This window comes from Arthrobacter sp. K410C (genome assembly GCF_059090105.1).
Genome location: NZ_JBNHFJ010000001.1, coordinates 593148 through 608978 on the forward strand (window position 1 = coordinate 593148; position 15831 = coordinate 608978).

19 protein-coding genes are annotated in these 15831 nt (G+C 65.2%); 10 read left to right on the forward strand and 9 right to left on the reverse strand.

Annotation, left to right across the window (positions count from 1 at the left end):
• Positions 1–161: 161 nt before the first annotated feature.
• The 9 genes from AC5RU7_RS02760 (at position 162) to AC5RU7_RS02800 (ending at position 7740) form a co-directional block, all read left to right on the forward strand.
• Positions 162–368 carry a Flp family type IVb pilin gene (locus AC5RU7_RS02760; RefSeq protein WP_494050980.1) on the forward strand — a complete coding sequence of 69 codons (207 nt, stop codon included), beginning with the start codon at positions 162–164 and terminating at the stop codon, positions 366–368.
• A gap of 94 nt (positions 369–462) precedes the next feature.
• Entirely contained in the window at positions 463–837 is a 375-nt protein-coding gene (locus AC5RU7_RS02765; RefSeq protein WP_494050981.1) for a TadE/TadG family type IV pilus assembly protein, read from the forward strand.
• The gene (locus AC5RU7_RS02770) at positions 825–1859 is read left to right on the forward strand and encodes a pilus assembly protein TadG-related protein (RefSeq protein ID WP_494050982.1); all 1035 of its coding nucleotides are present in this window, start codon (positions 825–827) and stop codon (positions 1857–1859) included. The genes AC5RU7_RS02765 and AC5RU7_RS02770 overlap by 13 nt, the downstream gene beginning before the upstream one ends.
• 40 nt (positions 1860–1899) lie before the next feature.
• On the forward strand, positions 1900–2655 hold the full coding sequence (cpaB, locus tag AC5RU7_RS02775; RefSeq protein WP_494050983.1) for a Flp pilus assembly protein CpaB: 756 nt from the start codon (positions 1900–1902) through the stop codon (positions 2653–2655).
• Complete coding sequence (locus AC5RU7_RS02780; RefSeq protein WP_494050984.1) at positions 2652–3848, forward strand: CpaE/TadZ family protein; 1197 nt, start codon at positions 2652–2654, stop codon at positions 3846–3848. The genes cpaB and AC5RU7_RS02780 overlap by 4 nt, the downstream gene beginning before the upstream one ends.
• Positions 3848–5350: a TadA family conjugal transfer-associated ATPase gene (locus tag AC5RU7_RS02785; RefSeq protein ID WP_494050985.1), complete on the forward strand. Its 1503-nt coding sequence runs from the start codon at positions 3848–3850 to the stop codon at positions 5348–5350. Before AC5RU7_RS02780 ends, AC5RU7_RS02785 begins: the two co-directional genes overlap by 1 nt.
• A 9-nt stretch (positions 5351–5359) precedes the next feature.
• Complete coding sequence (locus AC5RU7_RS02790) at positions 5360–6292, forward strand: type II secretion system F family protein (RefSeq protein ID WP_494050986.1); 933 nt, start codon at positions 5360–5362, stop codon at positions 6290–6292.
• A gap of 6 nt (positions 6293–6298) precedes the next feature.
• A complete protein-coding gene (locus tag AC5RU7_RS02795) occupies positions 6299–7183 on the forward strand; it encodes a type II secretion system F family protein (RefSeq protein ID WP_494050987.1) in 885 nt (294 codons plus the stop codon).
• 92 nt (positions 7184–7275) lie between these two features.
• Positions 7276–7740, forward strand: a complete 465-nt coding sequence (locus tag AC5RU7_RS02800; RefSeq protein WP_494050988.1) for an Hpt domain-containing protein — start codon at positions 7276–7278, stop codon at positions 7738–7740.
• On the opposite strand, the gene AC5RU7_RS02805 is transcribed toward AC5RU7_RS02800, so the two are convergent.
• Entirely contained in the window at positions 7737–8531 is a 795-nt protein-coding gene (locus AC5RU7_RS02805) for a response regulator transcription factor (protein WP_494050989.1), read from the reverse strand. The genes AC5RU7_RS02800 and AC5RU7_RS02805 overlap by 4 nt on opposite strands.
• A 256-nt stretch (positions 8532–8787) precedes the next feature.
• Between AC5RU7_RS02805 and AC5RU7_RS02810 the strand changes: the two genes are divergently transcribed.
• Complete coding sequence (locus AC5RU7_RS02810) at positions 8788–10455, forward strand: sensor histidine kinase (RefSeq protein WP_494050990.1); 1668 nt, start codon at positions 8788–8790, stop codon at positions 10453–10455.
• A gap of 7 nt (positions 10456–10462) precedes the next feature.
• Here the strand turns inward: AC5RU7_RS02810 and AC5RU7_RS02815 are convergent, their stop codons facing one another.
• The 8 genes from AC5RU7_RS02815 to AC5RU7_RS02850 all read right to left on the reverse strand — a co-directional run bounded on the left by AC5RU7_RS02815 (position 10463) and on the right by AC5RU7_RS02850 (position 15743).
• Positions 10463–11353, reverse strand: a complete 891-nt coding sequence (locus tag AC5RU7_RS02815; RefSeq protein ID WP_494050991.1) for a tRNA pseudouridine synthase A — start codon at positions 11351–11353, stop codon at positions 10463–10465.
• Between the two features lie 32 nt (positions 11354–11385).
• Positions 11386–11961 (reverse strand): 50S ribosomal protein L17, encoded by a 576-nt coding sequence (rplQ, locus tag AC5RU7_RS02820; protein WP_494050992.1) that lies wholly within the window; start codon positions 11959–11961, stop codon positions 11386–11388.
• Positions 11962–12029: 68 nt separating this feature from the next.
• Complete coding sequence (locus AC5RU7_RS02825; RefSeq protein ID WP_009358719.1) at positions 12030–13040, reverse strand: DNA-directed RNA polymerase subunit alpha; 1011 nt, start codon at positions 13038–13040, stop codon at positions 12030–12032.
• 129 nt (positions 13041–13169) lie between these two features.
• Complete coding sequence (rpsK, locus tag AC5RU7_RS02830; protein WP_018760435.1) at positions 13170–13571, reverse strand: 30S ribosomal protein S11; 402 nt, start codon at positions 13569–13571, stop codon at positions 13170–13172.
• A 105-nt stretch (positions 13572–13676) separates the two neighbouring features.
• Entirely contained in the window at positions 13677–14051 is a 375-nt protein-coding gene (gene rpsM, locus AC5RU7_RS02835) for a 30S ribosomal protein S13 (protein ID WP_003803743.1), read from the reverse strand.
• Positions 14052–14234: 183 nt separating this feature from the next.
• On the reverse strand, positions 14235–14348 hold the full coding sequence (rpmJ, locus tag AC5RU7_RS02840) for a 50S ribosomal protein L36 (protein WP_009358722.1): 114 nt from the start codon (positions 14346–14348) through the stop codon (positions 14235–14237).
• A 69-nt stretch (positions 14349–14417) separates the two neighbouring features.
• The gene (gene infA / locus AC5RU7_RS02845) at positions 14418–14639 is read right to left on the reverse strand and encodes a translation initiation factor IF-1 (protein WP_009358723.1); all 222 of its coding nucleotides are present in this window, start codon (positions 14637–14639) and stop codon (positions 14418–14420) included.
• A 177-nt stretch (positions 14640–14816) separates the two neighbouring features.
• Positions 14817–15743, reverse strand: coding sequence for a P1 family peptidase (locus AC5RU7_RS02850; protein WP_494050993.1), 927 nt, complete (start codon positions 15741–15743; stop codon positions 14817–14819).
• Positions 15744–15831 lie beyond the last annotated feature (88 nt).

The following is a 15831-nucleotide window of genomic DNA, read 5'->3' on the forward strand; positions in this document are numbered from 1 at the left end:
CGTTACCCAAGCGAAAACCAAGCAAAAGCGCAGGAAAAGTGCGGGAGTGAAAGCGTTTGCGCAGGATGCTCCAAGATCCGGTGAATGCACCAATTTCGGTTGCTAACTTCGTATCAGTGCTGGTGCAGGACCAGCCAAACCGTCTCGCACAGGAGTCTCAAATGCTTTCTCTCTACACCAACCTCGTGGCCCGCCTCCGCACCGACGAAAAGGGCGCCACCGCCGTTGAATACGGCATCATGGTCGCACTCATCGCCGTCGTCATCATCGTCGCTGTCAGCACGCTCGGTGGTCAGCTGGGGACTATGTTTACCGGCGTATCTACCGATATCGCCAACCCGCAGACCACCACCGTCCCCACCCCGTAGTACCACCCCCGAGCGCGGTTCCGGCCCCCCATATCGGAACCGCCCCCCAACAGGGCCCAAGTACAACCAGCAAATTCAGGAGGAGGTGCAGCAGGTGTCACACGATTCGGAGCGCGGAGCAGCCGCCGTCGAATTCGCCATCCTGTTGCCCCTCCTCCTGATGCTGGTCCTGGGCATCATCGAATTCGGCCGCGCCTACAACGCCCAGATCACGCTCACCAACGCAGCCCGTGACGGCGTCCGCGTAATGGCTATCGCCAACGATCCGGCCGGCGCCAAAACGGCGGCAAAAAACGCGGCAGCTTCTGTCAGCACCGCCATCCCCGCCTCAGACATCACCCTCAGCACCACCGCCTGCAGCACCGGGAACCAGGTAACGCTGACCATCAAATACAACCTGTCCACCATCACCGGCATTGCAGGACCGTTTCCCATGACGGGCAAAGGAGTCATGCTGTGCGGCGGGTAAGCGGGGACAATAAAGAAAAAGGCGCCGTCAGCGTCATCGTCGCCCTCCTCCTGGTCACGCTCCTCGGCTTCACGGCCATCGCCGTCGACGTCGGGGTCATCTACTCCGAACGCGCGCAGCTGCAAAGCGGCGCGGACGCCGCCGCCATCGCCCTGGCACAGAAATGCGCCCGGGACGCCACGGACACGCAATGCTCGACGACGTCCACCCTCGCCGGGAGCCTCGCCAACCAGAACGCTTTGGACGGCATGAGCAAAGTCCACAGCATCCAACTGGACACGACCGCCCGCACGATCAGCGTCACCACCAGCGCCAAGGAAACCGGCGGGAAAGACAACTCTGTCTCGCTCTTCTTCGCCAGCGCGATCGGCATCCCCTCCAAGGAGGTGGGCGCCCGGTCCTCGGCAGCGTGGGGCAGCCCGAAGGCCGGCCGCACCGCGTTCCCCCTGGCGTTCTCCGTCTGCCAGGTCAAGGACAACATCGGCGGCGCACTCCAGCTCCTCCAGGAACATGGCAAGAACCAGAACGCCGACTGCAACTACGGCCCGTCCGGCGCCGCAGTGCAGGGCGGGTTCGGCTGGCTGGTCCAGGACGCCGGCAAGTGCGGCGGCACCATCGACCTCGCCGTCAGCGAAGGCGGCAGCGACCCCGGCAACAACGCCCCCGGCAACTGCACCACGGAGCTCAACAAATGGGCCAGCGAAATCGCCGCCGGCCGCAAGGTGATCGTCCTCCTCCCGGTCTTCAACAAGGTCACCGGAACCGGCGCGGGCGCCATCTACGGCCTGGTGTCCTTCGCCGCCTTCGATGTCACTGGCTGGAAGTTCAGCGGCGGCACCGGCCTCCCCTTCGAGTTCCGCAGCGAAAGGTCGACGACGACGGGCGTTACCGCCGCCACCGAATGCAAGGGTGAGTGCCGCGGCATCATCGGCAAATTCGTCAAATACGTCTCCCTCGCCGACGGCTACACCCTCGGCCCGGTGGACCAGTACGGCGCCACCATCGCCCGCCTCACCCTCTGACCACGAACAAGCCGCCCCACGAACCCCACGGAGTACCACAGTGAAGTCTCGCCTGCTCGCCGGAACGGCCGCCGTCGCCCTGGCGCTCGTGGGGGCCATCCTCATCATCGTTTACGCCAACGGCGCCGACCAGCGGGCGCTGGCCTCCACCGAACCCCGCGACGTCCTGGTGGTCAGGGAAGCCGTTTCCGCCGGCACCCCGGTCAATGACATGGCCGCCAGCCTGGTCATCGAAAAGGTCCCCGCCGCCGGGGTGTCCGACACCGCCCTCAGCACGCTCGATGGCAAGGCCGGCAGAGTGGCCGCCGTGGACCTGGTCCCCGGCGAGCAACTCCTGGCCGAGCGGCTGGTGGCTCCGGAGGAAGCGAAGGAAAGCGGCGCTGTGGAAGTTCCCGCCGGACTGCAGGAAGTCTCCTTCCAGCTGGAGCCGCAGCGCGTCGCGGGTGGCCGGATCAACGTCGGCGACCACGTGGGGATCGCCCTCAACTTCGAAAACGGCGCCTACAAGGCAAAGGCGGAAGACGCCACCACCCAGCTCACCCTTCGCAAGGTCCTGGTCACCGCCGTCCAGCGTGCGCCGCAGGCCGCGAGCGCCGAAAAGGCGGAGGACGGCACCAACCCGCAGGACACCACCCTCCCCGAAGGCTCCCTCATGCTCACCGTCGCCGTCACCGATGTGGACGCCGCCAAGATCATCTTCACGTCCATCAACGGCAGCCTCTGGCTCACCAAGGAACCCGTGGATGCCCAGGACAACGGCCCCCGCGTGGAGCGAAAGGAAGTGGTGTACAAGTGAGCCGCTTCGTCCTCCTCTCCCCCAACGGCGAGTTCGATCAGAAGCTGCGCGCCGCCGTCGCGAACGGCCTGCGCGGCACGGTGCAGACCATCGCTTCGGACATCCTCCCGGCCGGCCCGGCCGAACTGTTCTCCCTGCTCAACCAGGAGCAGCCCGAGGTCCTGATCATCGGCCCGGATGTGCCCTACGAGGAGGCACTCCGGTTCGCCAAGGTGTTCGACGTCCAGCTCCCCGGCCTCAGCCTGGTCCTGGTCAGCGACATCGAGGCGGACTTCCTGCTGCACGCCATGCGCGCCGGGATCCGGGACATCCTCAGCCCCCAGGCGGATGCAGCGGAAATCCGTGTCCTCCTGGAACGTGCCTGCCAGTCCTTCGCCACCCGGCACCGCAACCACGAGGCCCCACCCACGGAGAACGCCGGCAAGGGCCTGGTCATCGGCGTCTTCTCCCCCAAGGGCGGCGTCGGCAAGACCACCCTCGCCACCAACATCGCCATCGGCCTGGGCCAGATCGCGCCCATGAGCGTGGTGATAGTGGACCTGGATCTGCAGTTCGGCGACGTCGCCTCCGGCCTGTACCTGAACCCGGAGCACACCGTCACTGACGCCGTGACCCCCGCGGCCGCGCAGGACCCCCTGGTCCTCAAGGCCTTCCTCACCGTGCACCCGGCAGGCATCTACGCGCTCTGCGCCCCGCCCAACCCGGTGGACGCAGACCACATCACCCCGGAACAGATCAGCCGTCTCATTGAGCAGCTGGCCCAGGAATTCCAGTACGTGGTCATCGACACCGCGCCCGGCATGCCGGAAATCGGCCTGGCCGCCATGGAACAGTGCACCGACGTGGTGTGGGTCAGCGCCATGGACGTCCCCAGCCTCCGCGGCCTGCGCTCCGGCCTGGAAGTCCTCCGCCAGCTGGACATCATGCCCGAATCCCGGCACGTGGTCCTGAACATGGCGGACGCCAAGGCCGGACTCAACGTCCAGGACGTCGAGTCCACCATCGGCGCGCCCGTGGATGTCAGCGTCCCCCGGTCCCGCGCCGTGGCCCTGTCCACCAACCGGGGCATCCCCGTCCTCCAGGAATCAAGGAAAGACCCCGCCGTGAAGAGCCTCCGCCAGCTGGTGGAGCGGTTCAACCCGGCGTGGCGTACCCAGACACAGCGGAAGCTTCACCGAAGGGTGGTCATCTGATGAAACTCTCCGAACGGATCAACGCGGCCCAGGACCGCGGCCAGGCAGCCGGCACGGCCACGGCCGTGCTGGAGCGTCCCGCCGCGGCGTCCCCGGACACCCTTCCGGGCACGACGGCGGAGGGGCACCTTCCGCCGCGCCCCGCCGTCGTGATTCCCGCGCACGACGCCGGCACCCAGCAGGTGCCCACCGCACCGAAGGTGGACGTCTTCGCCGCCATGAAGCTGCGGGCGGCCAACGCCCTTTTCGAACGGATGGGCGCCCGCTTCAATGACGCCGCGGTAACGGAGCAGGAGCTCCGGAGCACCGCCAAGGAGGAACTCTCCCGCATCATCGACGCCGAACAGGTTCCGCTCACGTCCGAAGAACGCACCCGGCTGGTCCGCGACGTTGCCGACGACGTCCTGGGATACGGCCCGCTCCAGCGGCTGCTGGACGACCCGGCCGTCACGGAAATCATGGTCAACCGGATGGACCAGATCTATGTCGAGCGCAAGGGCAAGCTGACGCTCACCGAATCCCGGTTCAGCTCCGAGGAGCACCTGCGCAAGGTCATTGAGCGGATCGTGTCCAAGGTGGGCCGCCGCATCGACGAGTCGTCCCCCCTGGTGGACGCCCGGCTCGAGGACGGTTCCCGCGTGAACGCGGTCATCCCGCCGCTGGCCGTGGGCGGATCCTCGCTCACCATCCGTAAGTTCAGCAAGGTCCCGCTGACGGTCCGCAACCTGATCGACTTCGGCACCCTGACCCCGGAGATGGCCGAGCTCCTCAACGCCTGCGTCAAGGCCAAGCTCAACATCATCGTGTCCGGCGGCACGGGCACCGGCAAGACCACGCTCCTCAACGTGCTCTCATCCTTCCTCCCGCACGATGAACGGATCGTCACCATCGAGGACGCCGTGGAACTCCAGATCCAGCAGGAGCACGTGGTCCGGCTCGAAAGCCGCCCGCCCAATACCGAAGGCAAGGGTGAAGTGACCATCCGCGAACTGCTGCGGAACTCGCTGCGTATGCGCCCGGACCGGATTGTGGTGGGCGAGGTCCGCGGCGGTGAATCCCTGGACATGCTGCAGGCAATGAACACAGGCCACGACGGCTCGCTTTCCACGGTGCACTCCAACTCCCCGCGCGACGCCGTGGCCAGGCTCGAGACACTGGTGCTCATGGCCGGCATGGACCTGCCGCTGCGGGCCATCCGGGAACAGATTGCCTCCGCCGTCAACCTCATCGTGCAGATCTCCCGCCTCCGTGACGGATCCCGACGCATCACGCACGTTACCGAGGTGCAGGGCATGGAAGGGGACATCGTCACGCTCCAGGACGCCTTCGTCTTCGACTACTCCGCCGGGGTGGACGCGCACGGGCGGTTCCTGGGCAAGCCCGTGGCCACGGGAATCCGGCCCCGGTTCATCGACCGGTTCGAGGACCTGGGCATCCACGTGTCGCCGTCGGTCTTTGCGTCACCCCTGAACCCCGCCGGCACCACCTCTCCCGGAAGATAGGGCGCCACCGTGATCCTCGCAGCCGGAGCCGTCATCCTGCTCACCGCCGTCTGCCTGCTGGGCGTCGCCGTGATCCTGCCGGGCGCCCCCTCGGTGCCGCTGGACCGCCGTCGTCCGTTCGACACCGACCCACCGTCCTCCCTGGCACGGTTCTCGCTGACCGCCGTCCGGTCCTTCGAACGGCTCCTGGCCGGGCGGAACCTCACCCTCTTCTCCCGCCCCCAGCTGGAGAACGCCGGGCTGCGTCTCAGCCAAGCGGAATTCCTCCTCCTGGTGGGGATCGGTGCCTGCCTTGGCATGCTGGTGGGAACTGTCACCGTGGGTCCGCTGGTGGGGCTGCTCCTTGCCCTGCTGGCATCCTTCATCGGAAAACTCGTCCTCGGGTTCCTGGCCGGGAAGCGCCGGACGGCCTTCGACGGCCAGCTCGGGGACACCCTGCAGCTCCTCTCCGGCGGCCTCCGCGCCGGGCACAGCATCCTGCGCGCCATCGACGCCGCGGCGGCCGAGTCGCAGAAGCCGACGTCGGAGGAGATGCGGCGGGTGATCACCGAAACCAGCCTGGGCCGCGACTTGCTGGCCGCGCTCAATGACACGGCGGACCGGATGAAAAATGAGGACTTTGTCTGGATTTCGCAGGCCATCCAGATCAACCGGGAAGTGGGCGGCAACCTGGCCGACGTCCTGGACCAGGTCAACGAAACCATCCGCGAGCGCGCGGAGATCAAGGGCCACATCAAGGCGCTGGCGGCGGAAGGCAAGTTCTCCGCCTACATCCTGATCGCCATGCCGTTCGGCATCGTGGCCATGCTGCTCACCGTGAGTCCCACCTACATGGACTCAATGTTCACCCACCCGCTGGGCTGGGCAATGATCGGCGCGTCCTTCGTCCTCATGACCATCGGCGCGCTGTGGATGCGCAAGATCATCAACCTGAAGTTCTGAGGAACCGTGAACGTCATCATCCTCCTCTCCGTCCTCCTGGTCTCAGTCCCGGTGGCGGTCCTCGCCTGGTCCGCCCTCACCGTGGACAAGCAGGGCAGGCTGGCCGTCGGCGAGCTCCTCAACCGTGGCGCCCCGTCCGTCACCGTGGCGCCGGAAAGCAAGCCCGGGCTGCTCGAAGGCATCGGCCGCCGCCTCACTCCCCCGGCCTATGTGGCATTCCTTGACCGCCTGCTGGCCCTGGCCGGCCGCCCGGTCTCCATGCCGCTCGGCAAGGTGCTGGGGTCCAAACTTGCCATCGGCCTGGCAGGCATCACAGTCGGCATCTACCTGACCAGCATCGGCAGTACGCCCCTGATGAAGCTGTCAGGCCTTTTCGTCCTGTTCCTGGGCTACTTCATTCCGGACCTGCTGCTCTACAGCAAGGGGCAGGAGCGGCAGAAGGTCATCCAGCTGGAGCTTGCCAACACGCTGGACCAGATGCTGATCTCCGTGGAGGCGGGCCTGGGATTCGAAGGCGCCATGGCCCGGGCCGGCGAGAACGGGAAGGGCCCGCTGGCGGAGGAACTGGTGCGCACCCTGCAGGACATGCAGGTGGGCCGCAGCCGCCGCGAATCCTACATCGCCCTGGCGGAACGGACCAACATCCCGGAGCTGCGGAGCTTTGTCCAGGCCGTGGTCCAGGCGGACACCTACGGCATCGCGATCAGCCGGGTGCTTCGTGTCCAGGCCAAGGTGATGCGCGTGAAGCGCCGCCAGCGGGCAGAGGAAAAGGCCATGAAACTTCCCGTGATGATCCTCTTTCCGCTCCTCTTCTTTATATTCCCCGTCCTCTTCATCGCCATCCTGGGCCCGGCCGTGGTCAATACGGTGATGACGTTCAGCGGCCAGTGACAGGCACAAGGACCGCTGAAGAGTCGGTCAAGGTTTACACAGGTTCATCCGAAATAGGCCAACGAAAGAATTCCAGGAAGTAGCCTTGAACAATGCACAGTCCAGATTCCGGCTCCAGCAGCGAGGGCCTTTCTGCCGGCCCCTTGCCGGCCGGGATCAACGCGCCCAGCCTTTCCGCCCCCTCACAGGAAGCGGCCGGGCTCTTGCCGCTCGTTGACGCCGCCGTCCTGGACGAACTCGAAGACGAACTGGCCGGCACCGGACTGGCCAAACGCTTCGCCCGTGACTACGCGGCCATGTGGGACCAGCGCTATACACGCCTGGCGGCAGCCGTACACCGCCAGGACAGCGAGTCGGCACTGGATGCAGTCATCAGCCTGAAGATCAGCTCCGCCATGGTGGGCGGCACGCGCCTTGCCAAACTGGCGGAGCTGCTGGAAACCCTGATCCGCCTGGGCGACTTTGGCCAGGGAAAGGTCCTGATGGAGCGCGTGGCAAAGGACGGCGGCCTGACCATCACCGAACTCCAGGCCACGTACATCCTGGAAACGGACTAGGCCTTCCCCACCGGCCTTGCCGGTGCCAGCCGGTAGCCCACCCCGCGCACCGTCTGCAACCAGCGCGGCTGCACCTGGTCCTCCTTGAGCTTCCGCCGCAGGTTGCCGATATGCACCTCGACGGCGCGTTCGTCCGCCTCGCTGATGTAGGTGTCCTCATCGTAAAAGTCGCCGCGCACCGCCTTCACCAGGTCCGCCCTGGTACACACCGCGCCGCCGCCTTTCAGCAGTACATGGAGAAGGTCGAACTCGCTGCGGGTGAGTGCCAGGGGCTGGCCGTTCACCTCCACGGTCCTGGTCCGGTGGTTCAGGACCAGGCCGTTGTGCTGCAGGACGGCCACGTCATGCGTCCGCGTTGCGGCGGCAGCGGGCGCGGACGCCCACGTGCCGGGTGCGGGCCTCTGTCCGGTGACTTCATGCCGCGGCCGGCGCATCATTGCGGCAACGCGCGCCCGCAGCTCCCTGGGCCGGAAGGGCTTGGCGATGTAATCATCAGCTCCGGCGTTCAGCGCGGAGAGCAGGTCCGGCTCCTCGGTCCTGCCCGTCAGCATCACCACATAGGCGTTACTGAAATGGCGGATCCTCCGGAGGACCTCAAACCCGTCAATATCTGGCAGGCCGATGTCCAGAGTCACCACGTTGGCCTGCTTACTGCGGACCAGATCAACCCCGGCCCGCCCGTCACATGCTGTATGGACTTCGAAGCCCGCCTGGCTCAGGACCCCTTCCAGGAGGTTCCGAACGTCGGCATCGTCTTCGATGACCACAGCTACACCAAGATCGTCGTCCATTGCTATCCCCGCGCCAGGCGGATATGACCCCCCATCGGCCCAGCGCCAATGCCATATCCGCTCCAACCATTTATACGCTACTAGTAAGCCAGGCTGATCACATCTGATTCGACATTCATATTCGAAAGTCAATTATCATGACAAGACATGTGCATTATCGGCTGGGAAAGGATGTGCATGACGGTGACCTGCAGGAATTCGGCACCACACGGGAACTTTGCCTGCAATGTCGGGGCGGGAGGGCTGAAAGGCTTTCATGGCTGATCCCCTGTTCCGGCGCGGTCCGCTGCGCTTTTTCCGGGAATTGGGGACCCGCTCACAAGTTGCACTGTGCCAGCTGCCGCTGACACTGGTGGTGGTTGCGCTTGCCGTGGCCACGCCGCTTGCCGAGCCAACGCTGCTGCACAATCCTTTTTACATGTCCGGCATCGTCCTGCATGCCGTCCTGTTCGCGGCCTGCTTCCTGGTTCCTTGGGAGCGCCTGCCGCACCGGCCTTACCTCCTGATTCCCGTCCTGGACTTCCTGGCCATCGGGCTGCTGCGCAACGGCGCCGCCCCGCTCCTTCCCGGCCTCGCTGTGCTGGTGGTCTTCCCGGTGATCTGGCTGTCCGCCTCGGGGATGCTGGCTCGGAGCAGCCTGGTGCTCAGCTTCACGGGCCCGCTGCTGGTCATGCTGCCCACAGCCGCAGGACGCTTCCCCAACCTCACATCCTCGGACATCACCCCCGTACTCCTCTTCCCGCTGATGACGCTGGCTGTCTCACTGGCCATCCGGTTCGCGAGCATGAATCTTCGGCTGCAGCAGCGCGAACTGGCCGAGAAGGACCGTGAGCTTCGGCAACTCCTGCGCGAAAGCCGGGAACGGGAGAAACTGCTGGAGACGGTGCTGGAGGCCACGGACGTCGGCATTGCCGCCGTCGACCGTTCCGGGCGCTTCCTTGTTGCGAACGACCGGCAACGCGACTTCCGCCGGGCAACGGGCGCCGACGACGCCGCCCCCGGGCAGGGGCACCAGCTGATCTTCGGTCCGGACAGGCGATCCCTGCTCCCGCCCGAGAGGCGGCCCATCAGCCGGGCAATGGCCGGTGAATCCTTCGCGGACTACCTGGTCTGGGCGGGCGAGGGACCGGAACAGCGGGCGATGTCCACCGCTGCCCGCCCGCTGGTGGGCGAGGACGGCAGCCTCACCGGCGCAGTGGTGGTCTACAGCGACGTCACCGGCTGGGTGGAGGCCCTGGCGGCCCACCAGGAGCTGATCTCCAACGTCTCGCACGAGTTCAAGACGCCCCTGAATTCCATCATTGGCAACGTGGACCTGGTCCTGGAAGACGCCGCTGGCCTGCCGCCGGAGGTGGAACGGCGGCTCACTGTGGTGCAGCGCAATGCAGAGCGGATGCTGGCCCTCGTCGCAGACCTGACCGCTTCTGCGTCCACAGCCCTGAACGTGCACCCGAAGCGCACGGATCTGGCAAGCCTCGTGGAAACCAGCATGGGCTCGGCGCAGGCCCAGGCCGAGCAGGCGCACATCAAACTCACCGCGGACGTTCCCTCACCGCTGTGGGCCTACGCGGACCCCATCCGGATCGGCCAGGCGCTGGACAACCTGGTGTCCAACGCCATCAAGTACTCCCCCGACGGCGGCCGCGTCCGGATCAGCGCCAGCGCCGGCAGCGACTGGGTCCAGCTGAGCGTCAGCGATACGGGGATGGGCATGAACAGCGCCGACGCCGGCCAGGTCTTCCGGCGCTTCTTCCGCACCGACGCGGCGCGCGAGGCTGCCATCCCCGGCGCCGGCCTGGGGCTGTCCATCACCAAAATGATCGTGGAACGCCACGGCGGCAGCATCACCTGCGTCAGCGGCCAGGGCGAAGGCAGCACCTTCACGCTTACACTGCCCGCTGACGGACCCCCGCCGTCCTTCTAGCCGGACGCTACTCCCGCAGCGCCCGGGTGAGTTCGGCGCGTGCCAGCAGCTCGCCGTCGGACGGGTAGGCCACTTCCTCCAGGACCAGGGGGTGCGGCGCGGCCAGCACGGATTTTGCGTCCCGTTTTTTGGCGAGCAGCCGCTCATAAAGCCAGCCTGGCTCCACTACTCCTTCGCCCACGTACAGCGCCGAACCCACCAGGGCACGGACCATGTTGTGGCAGAACGCGTCGGCCTGGACGGTGGCGACGATGACGCCGTCCTCCCCGCGTGCGAACTCGAACCGCTGCAGGTCGCGGATGGTGGTGGCGCCTTCCCGCGGCTTGCAGAAGGCCAGGAAGTTCTGCAGGCCCAGCAGCTGGGCGGCGCCCTCGTTCAGCAGCGAAACATCCAGCGGATTCTTGTGCCACAGTGTGGAGTAGCGGCCCAGCGGGTCCCAGAGCGCGGGGCCGTCCGCAATGCGGTAGCTGTAGCGCCGCCAGAGGGCGGAGAAGCGGGCGTCAAACCCTTCGGGCGCGGGCGCCCCGCGGTGCACCTCCACTGCGCCGTGCAGGTCCCCCAGCACGCGGTTCAGCGCCCCGCGGATCCGCCGCATCATGGCGACGGCGGGATCCAGTTCGTGGCCCCGGGCCAGTCCCAGCCACTCGGCTTCGGAAAGGTCCAGGTGGACCACCTGCCCGCGGGCGTGCACCCCGGCGTCGGTCCGGCCGGCGACGGTCACCCGGACGGGACGCCGGATCAGCAGCTCCAGGGCTTCCTCGAGGACACCCTGGACCGTGCGCAGGCCCGGCTGCACGGCCCACCCGCTGAAAGGGCCGCCGTCGTACGAAAGATCAAGCCGGACACGCAAAAACCCGCCGCCCCCTAAAGCGGGGGCCGCGGGTTTTTGGTCGTTCATAGACCCAAGTCTATGCGAAGCCGGTCAGCGAATTACTTCGCGTCCTTCTCCTCGGCAGCGGGGGCCTCAGCCTCTTCTGCAGGAGCTTCCTGAGCGGCCGGAGCTTCTTCAGCAGCGGCCTCTTCGGTTGCAGCTTCTTCAGCGGCGGGAGCCTCGGTGGTCTCCTCAGCTTCGGGAGCTTCCTCGGCAGCCGGAGCAGCCTTGGCAGCAGCCTGGGTAGCCTCGGCAACGACGGCCTGCTTGGCGGAAACCGGCTCAAGAACCAGCTCGATGACAGCCATGGGAGCGTTGTCGCCCTTGCGGTTGCCGATCTTGGTGATGCGGGTGTAGCCGCCGTCGCGGTTCTCCACTGCCTGTGCAATGTCGGTGAACAGCTCGTGGACAACGCCCTTGTTGCTGATCAGGCCCAGGACGCGGCGGCGGGAAGCCAGGTCGCCACGCTTGGCGAAGGTCACCAGGCGCTCTGCGTACGGCTTCAGGCGCTTGGCCTTGGTCACCGTGGTGGTGATCCGCTTGTGCTCGAACAGGGAAGATGCCAGGTTCGCGAGCATGAGGCGCTCGTGAGCCGGGCCGCCTCCGAGGCGCGGACCCTTAGTGGGGGTAGGCATAATTGTTTCTCCTCATGTGGAAGCCGTGGGCGGCACACCATGGTGCTGCCCGCCGGCCAAGGTCTGGTTTAGAGTTCGTCGTCGCCGAAAGCGGCGTCGTCCTCTTCGATTGCTGCGGCGCGTGCTGCGAGGTCAAAACCGGGAGGCGAGTCCTTGAGAGACAGGCCCAGTTCAACCAGCTTTGCCTTGACCTCGTCGATGGACTTGGCACCGAAGTTGCGGATGTCCATCAGGTCAGCCTCGGAGCGGGCAACGAGTTCACCCACGGTGTGGATGCCCTCACGCTTGAGGCAGTTGTAGGAACGGACGGTGAGGTCCAGATCCTCGATCGGCAGTGCCATGTCTGCTGCCAGGGCAGCGTCGGTGGGCGACGGGCCAATCTCGATACCTTCAGCTGCGGTGTTCAGCTCACGGGCCAGACCGAACAGTTCCACCAGGGTGGTGCCTGCGGAAGCAACGGCATCGCGCGGGGCGATGGCCTGCTTGGTCTCGACATCGACAATCAGCTTGTCGAAGTCGGTGCGCTGCTCAACACGGGTTGCTTCCACGCGGAAAGTAACCTTCAGCACCGGCGAGTAGATGGAGTCGACCGGGATGCGGCCGATCTCTGCATCGCCGGACTTGTTCTGAGCTGCCGAAACGTAGCCGCGGCCGCGCTCGATGGTCAGTTCGAGCTCGAACTTGCCCTTCGAGTTCAGCGTGGCGATGTGCAGATCCGGGTTGTGGAATTCGACGCCGGCCGGCGGAGCGATGTCCGCGGCGGTGACGACTCCGGGACCCTGCTTGCGCAGGTAAGCCACAACAGGCTCGTCGTGCTCGGAGGAAACCGACAGGTTCTTGATGTTCAGGATGATCTCGGTGACATCTTCCTTGACACCCGGAACCGTGGTGAACTCATGCAGCACGCCATCGATCCGGATGCTTGTTACGGCAGCACCGGGGATGGAGGAGAGCAGGGTACGGCGGAGGGAGTTTCCGAGGGTGTAGCCGAAGCCCGGTTCCAGCGGTTCGATGACGAACCGGGAACGGTTTTCGGAGACTACCTCTTCGGAGAGGGTGGGGCGCTGTGCAATGAGCACTTAGGTTTCCTTTCGGCGAGCATCCGCTATATGACGCAACACAGGTGGTGGAAATTCGGTCTGAGACTTAACGCGCTGGGCTTGCCCGGACCATTGCTGGTCCGGGCAAGCTCCTGCTGCGGAAAAGAATTAGACGCGGCGGCGCTTCGGGGGGCGGCAGCCGTTGTGGGCTGCGGGGGTGACGTCCTGGATGGAGCCAACCTCGAGGCCTGCGGCCTGCAGCGAACGGATTGCGGTTTCGCGTCCGGAACCCGGTCCCTTGACGAAAACGTCTACCTTGCGCATGCCGTGCTCCTGCGCACGCTTTGCAGCGGCTTCGGCAGCCATCTGGGCAGCGAACGGGGTGGACTTACGCGAGCCCTTGAAGCCGACCTCACCAGAGGAAGCCCAGGAAATAACAGCGCCGGACGGATCCGTGATGGAAACGATGGTGTTGTTAAAGGTGCTCTTGATGTGCGCCTGGCCCAGCGCGATATTCTTCTTGTCCTTCTTACGCGGCTTGCGTACCGCGCCACGAGTCTTCGGGGGCATTTTTTCTCCTACAGAAAGTTATTGGGGAAAGGCCGTTAGCTGGGCCCACACTTGCAGGGTTCCCTGGAATCGCGCCAGCGATTCTAGGGGCAAGTGGGGAGGATTTTAACGGGCCTTCTTCTTGCCGGCGACGGTACGCTTCGGGCCCTTGCGGGTACGTGCGTTGGTCTTCGTACGCTGACCGCGTACGGGCAGGCCCTTGCGGTGGCGCAGGCCTTCGTAGCTGCCGATTTCAACCTTGCGGCGGATGTCGGCTGCTACTTCGCGGCGAAGGTCACCCTCAACCTTGTAGTTGCCTTCAATGTAGTCACGCAGTTCAACCAGCTGGGCGTCAGTGAGGTCCTTAACGCGGACGTCAGCGCTGATGCCAGTGGCAGCCAGGGTTTCGTGTGCACGGGTCTTGCCCACGCCGTAGATGTAAGTAAGCGCAATTTCCAGCCGCTTTTCGCGGGGAATGTCTACGCCAGCGAGACGAGCCATAGTGGCAGTACTCCTTGATAAACCGGAGGTCGTAGGCAGTACACCCGCACGTTCCGTGCGGCCCCAGCCTCCGACCGGGGGTTAGCTGTCCGGACTCTGTCGAGCTCAATGTTCCAGATCAGCTTGTGCTGCCTTTATTTACTTGCGTGGGTTAGCAACCCAGGAATTCCCCGATAGAGGGAATTAGCCCTGGCGCTGCTTGTGGCGCGGGTTCTCGCAGATCACCATGACCCGGCCATTACGGCGGATCACTTTGCACTTTTCGCAGATCTGCTTGACGCTCGGCTTGACCTTCATGGCATTCCTTTGCGTGTAACAGTGGTCAACTGGAGCAGCAGCCAGTTCACACTGACGCCGCCCAGCAATTTACTTGTAGCGGTAGACGATACGACCACGGGTGAGGTCGTACGGGCTCAGCTCCACCACTACGCGATCCTCGGGGAGGATCCGGATGTAGTGCTGACGCATCTTTCCAGAGATGTGTGCCAGGACGATGTGCTTGTTGGTGAGCTCAACGCGAAACATCGCGTTAGGCAGCGCCTCGGTCACAACGCCTTCGATCTCAATGACCCCGTCCTTCTTGGCCATACCCTCCGCTAACTGTTGTTGCCGCAGCCCTGCCGGATTGCACCGGGCATTGCCACGAACGTTTTTGTTGGATCGATTGTCTGCTCCAGGACCCAAAAGGGCGCGGCAGTCCAGACAACCAACAAACAACACTACGCCATCGGGCCAAGAAAGTTAAATCCAGCCATGCTAGCGCATCTACCCGCTGTACGCACGGTAGTCACCGGCAGGAGTGCTGACCGGCTCGGCGCTGGCAATGCCGTCCAGGATGGCCAGGCGTACGACGTCGGCTGCCGCACTTTGCATCGTCACAAGACTGATCTGCCGGGCGGTTTCGTCCGAGCGGTCGAGTGCCACGGCACCAGTGGAAAGACAGAAGACAGTGTCCCCGTCAGCGAGGGTATGCGAAGGATTTAGTGCACGCGCGATCCCTGCATGCGAGGCAGCGGCTGTTCTCTTGCACTCGGCAACATCGAGCACGGCGTTAGTCGCCACCACAACAAGAGTTGTGTTGAGCGGAGGTGGGACAACAGTCTCCTCAAGCACTGAGTGCTCAACAAACGGCAGGCCAAGAGCATTGACCACCGCCAGCGCCCCGACAACAACGCCTCTTTCCAGGGTCACGGACGCGGTACCCACCCCGCCCTTGAATGCCCGGCCGATGAGCGCGCCGGTGCCGGCACCCACGTTGCCGCGTCCGACGTCGTGCCCGTCATTCTCGGCGGCCGCCCCAGCCGCTGCCGCGTAGCCCATCTCCGGCGTCGGACGGGCTAAAAAGTCGCCGCCCCGGCCAAGGTCGAAAATCGCGGCGGCCGGAACGATGGGCACCACTCCCCCTGGGACGGCGAACCCCCGGCCATTCTCCTCGCACCAGCGCTGCACGCCGGCGGCGGAGGCGAGGCCGTAGGCGCTTCCACCGGTGAGGACCACCGCGTCCACCTGGCTGACAAGGCTGGTGGGATCGAGCGCGTCCGTCTCATGGGTTGCGGGTCCGCCGCCCTGGACGTCAACCGAACCGACAGTGCCCACAGGGGGCAGGACAACGGTAACGCCAGTCAGCCAGCCGGCGCCCGTTTTGGAGACCTGCCCCACGCGTATACCCGGTACGTCAGTCAAAGAACCCATGCGCCAATTCTGCCTCCGCATGCTGCTTCGCCGCCGCAACCCACCCGTATTTACTTAACCTATTGAATATCGATAGAATCAGGCTGTT

Bases quoted from the DNA above. Each gene is read 5' to 3' on its own strand.
- AC5RU7_RS02760 (WP_494050980.1), top strand. From the start codon at position 162: ATGCTTTCTCTCTACACCAACCTCGTGGCCCGCCTCCGCACCGACGAA.
- AC5RU7_RS02785 (WP_494050985.1), top strand. From the start codon at position 3,848: ATGAAACTCTCCGAACGGATCAACGCGGCCCAGGACCGCGGCCAGGCA.
- AC5RU7_RS02800 (WP_494050988.1), top strand. From the start codon at position 7,276: ATGCACAGTCCAGATTCCGGCTCCAGCAGCGAGGGCCTTTCTGCCGGC.
- AC5RU7_RS02805 (WP_494050989.1), bottom strand. From the start codon at position 8,531: ATGGACGACGATCTTGGTGTAGCTGTGGTCATCGAAGACGATGCCGAC.
- AC5RU7_RS02810 (WP_494050990.1), top strand. From the start codon at position 8,788: ATGGCTGATCCCCTGTTCCGGCGCGGTCCGCTGCGCTTTTTCCGGGAA.
- AC5RU7_RS02815 (WP_494050991.1), bottom strand. From the start codon at position 11,353: ATGAACGACCAAAAACCCGCGGCCCCCGCTTTAGGGGGCGGCGGGTTT.
- rplQ (WP_494050992.1), bottom strand. From the start codon at position 11,961: ATGCCTACCCCCACTAAGGGTCCGCGCCTCGGAGGCGGCCCGGCTCAC.
- rpsK (WP_018760435.1), bottom strand. From the start codon at position 13,571: ATGCCCCCGAAGACTCGTGGCGCGGTACGCAAGCCGCGTAAGAAGGAC.
- rpsM (WP_003803743.1), bottom strand. From the start codon at position 14,051: ATGGCTCGTCTCGCTGGCGTAGACATTCCCCGCGAAAAGCGGCTGGAA.
- rpmJ (WP_009358722.1), bottom strand. From the start codon at position 14,348: ATGAAGGTCAAGCCGAGCGTCAAGCAGATCTGCGAAAAGTGCAAAGTG.
- infA (WP_009358723.1), bottom strand. From the start codon at position 14,639: ATGGCCAAGAAGGACGGGGTCATTGAGATCGAAGGCGTTGTGACCGAG.
- AC5RU7_RS02850 (WP_494050993.1), bottom strand. From the start codon at position 15,743: ATGGGTTCTTTGACTGACGTACCGGGTATACGCGTGGGGCAGGTCTCC.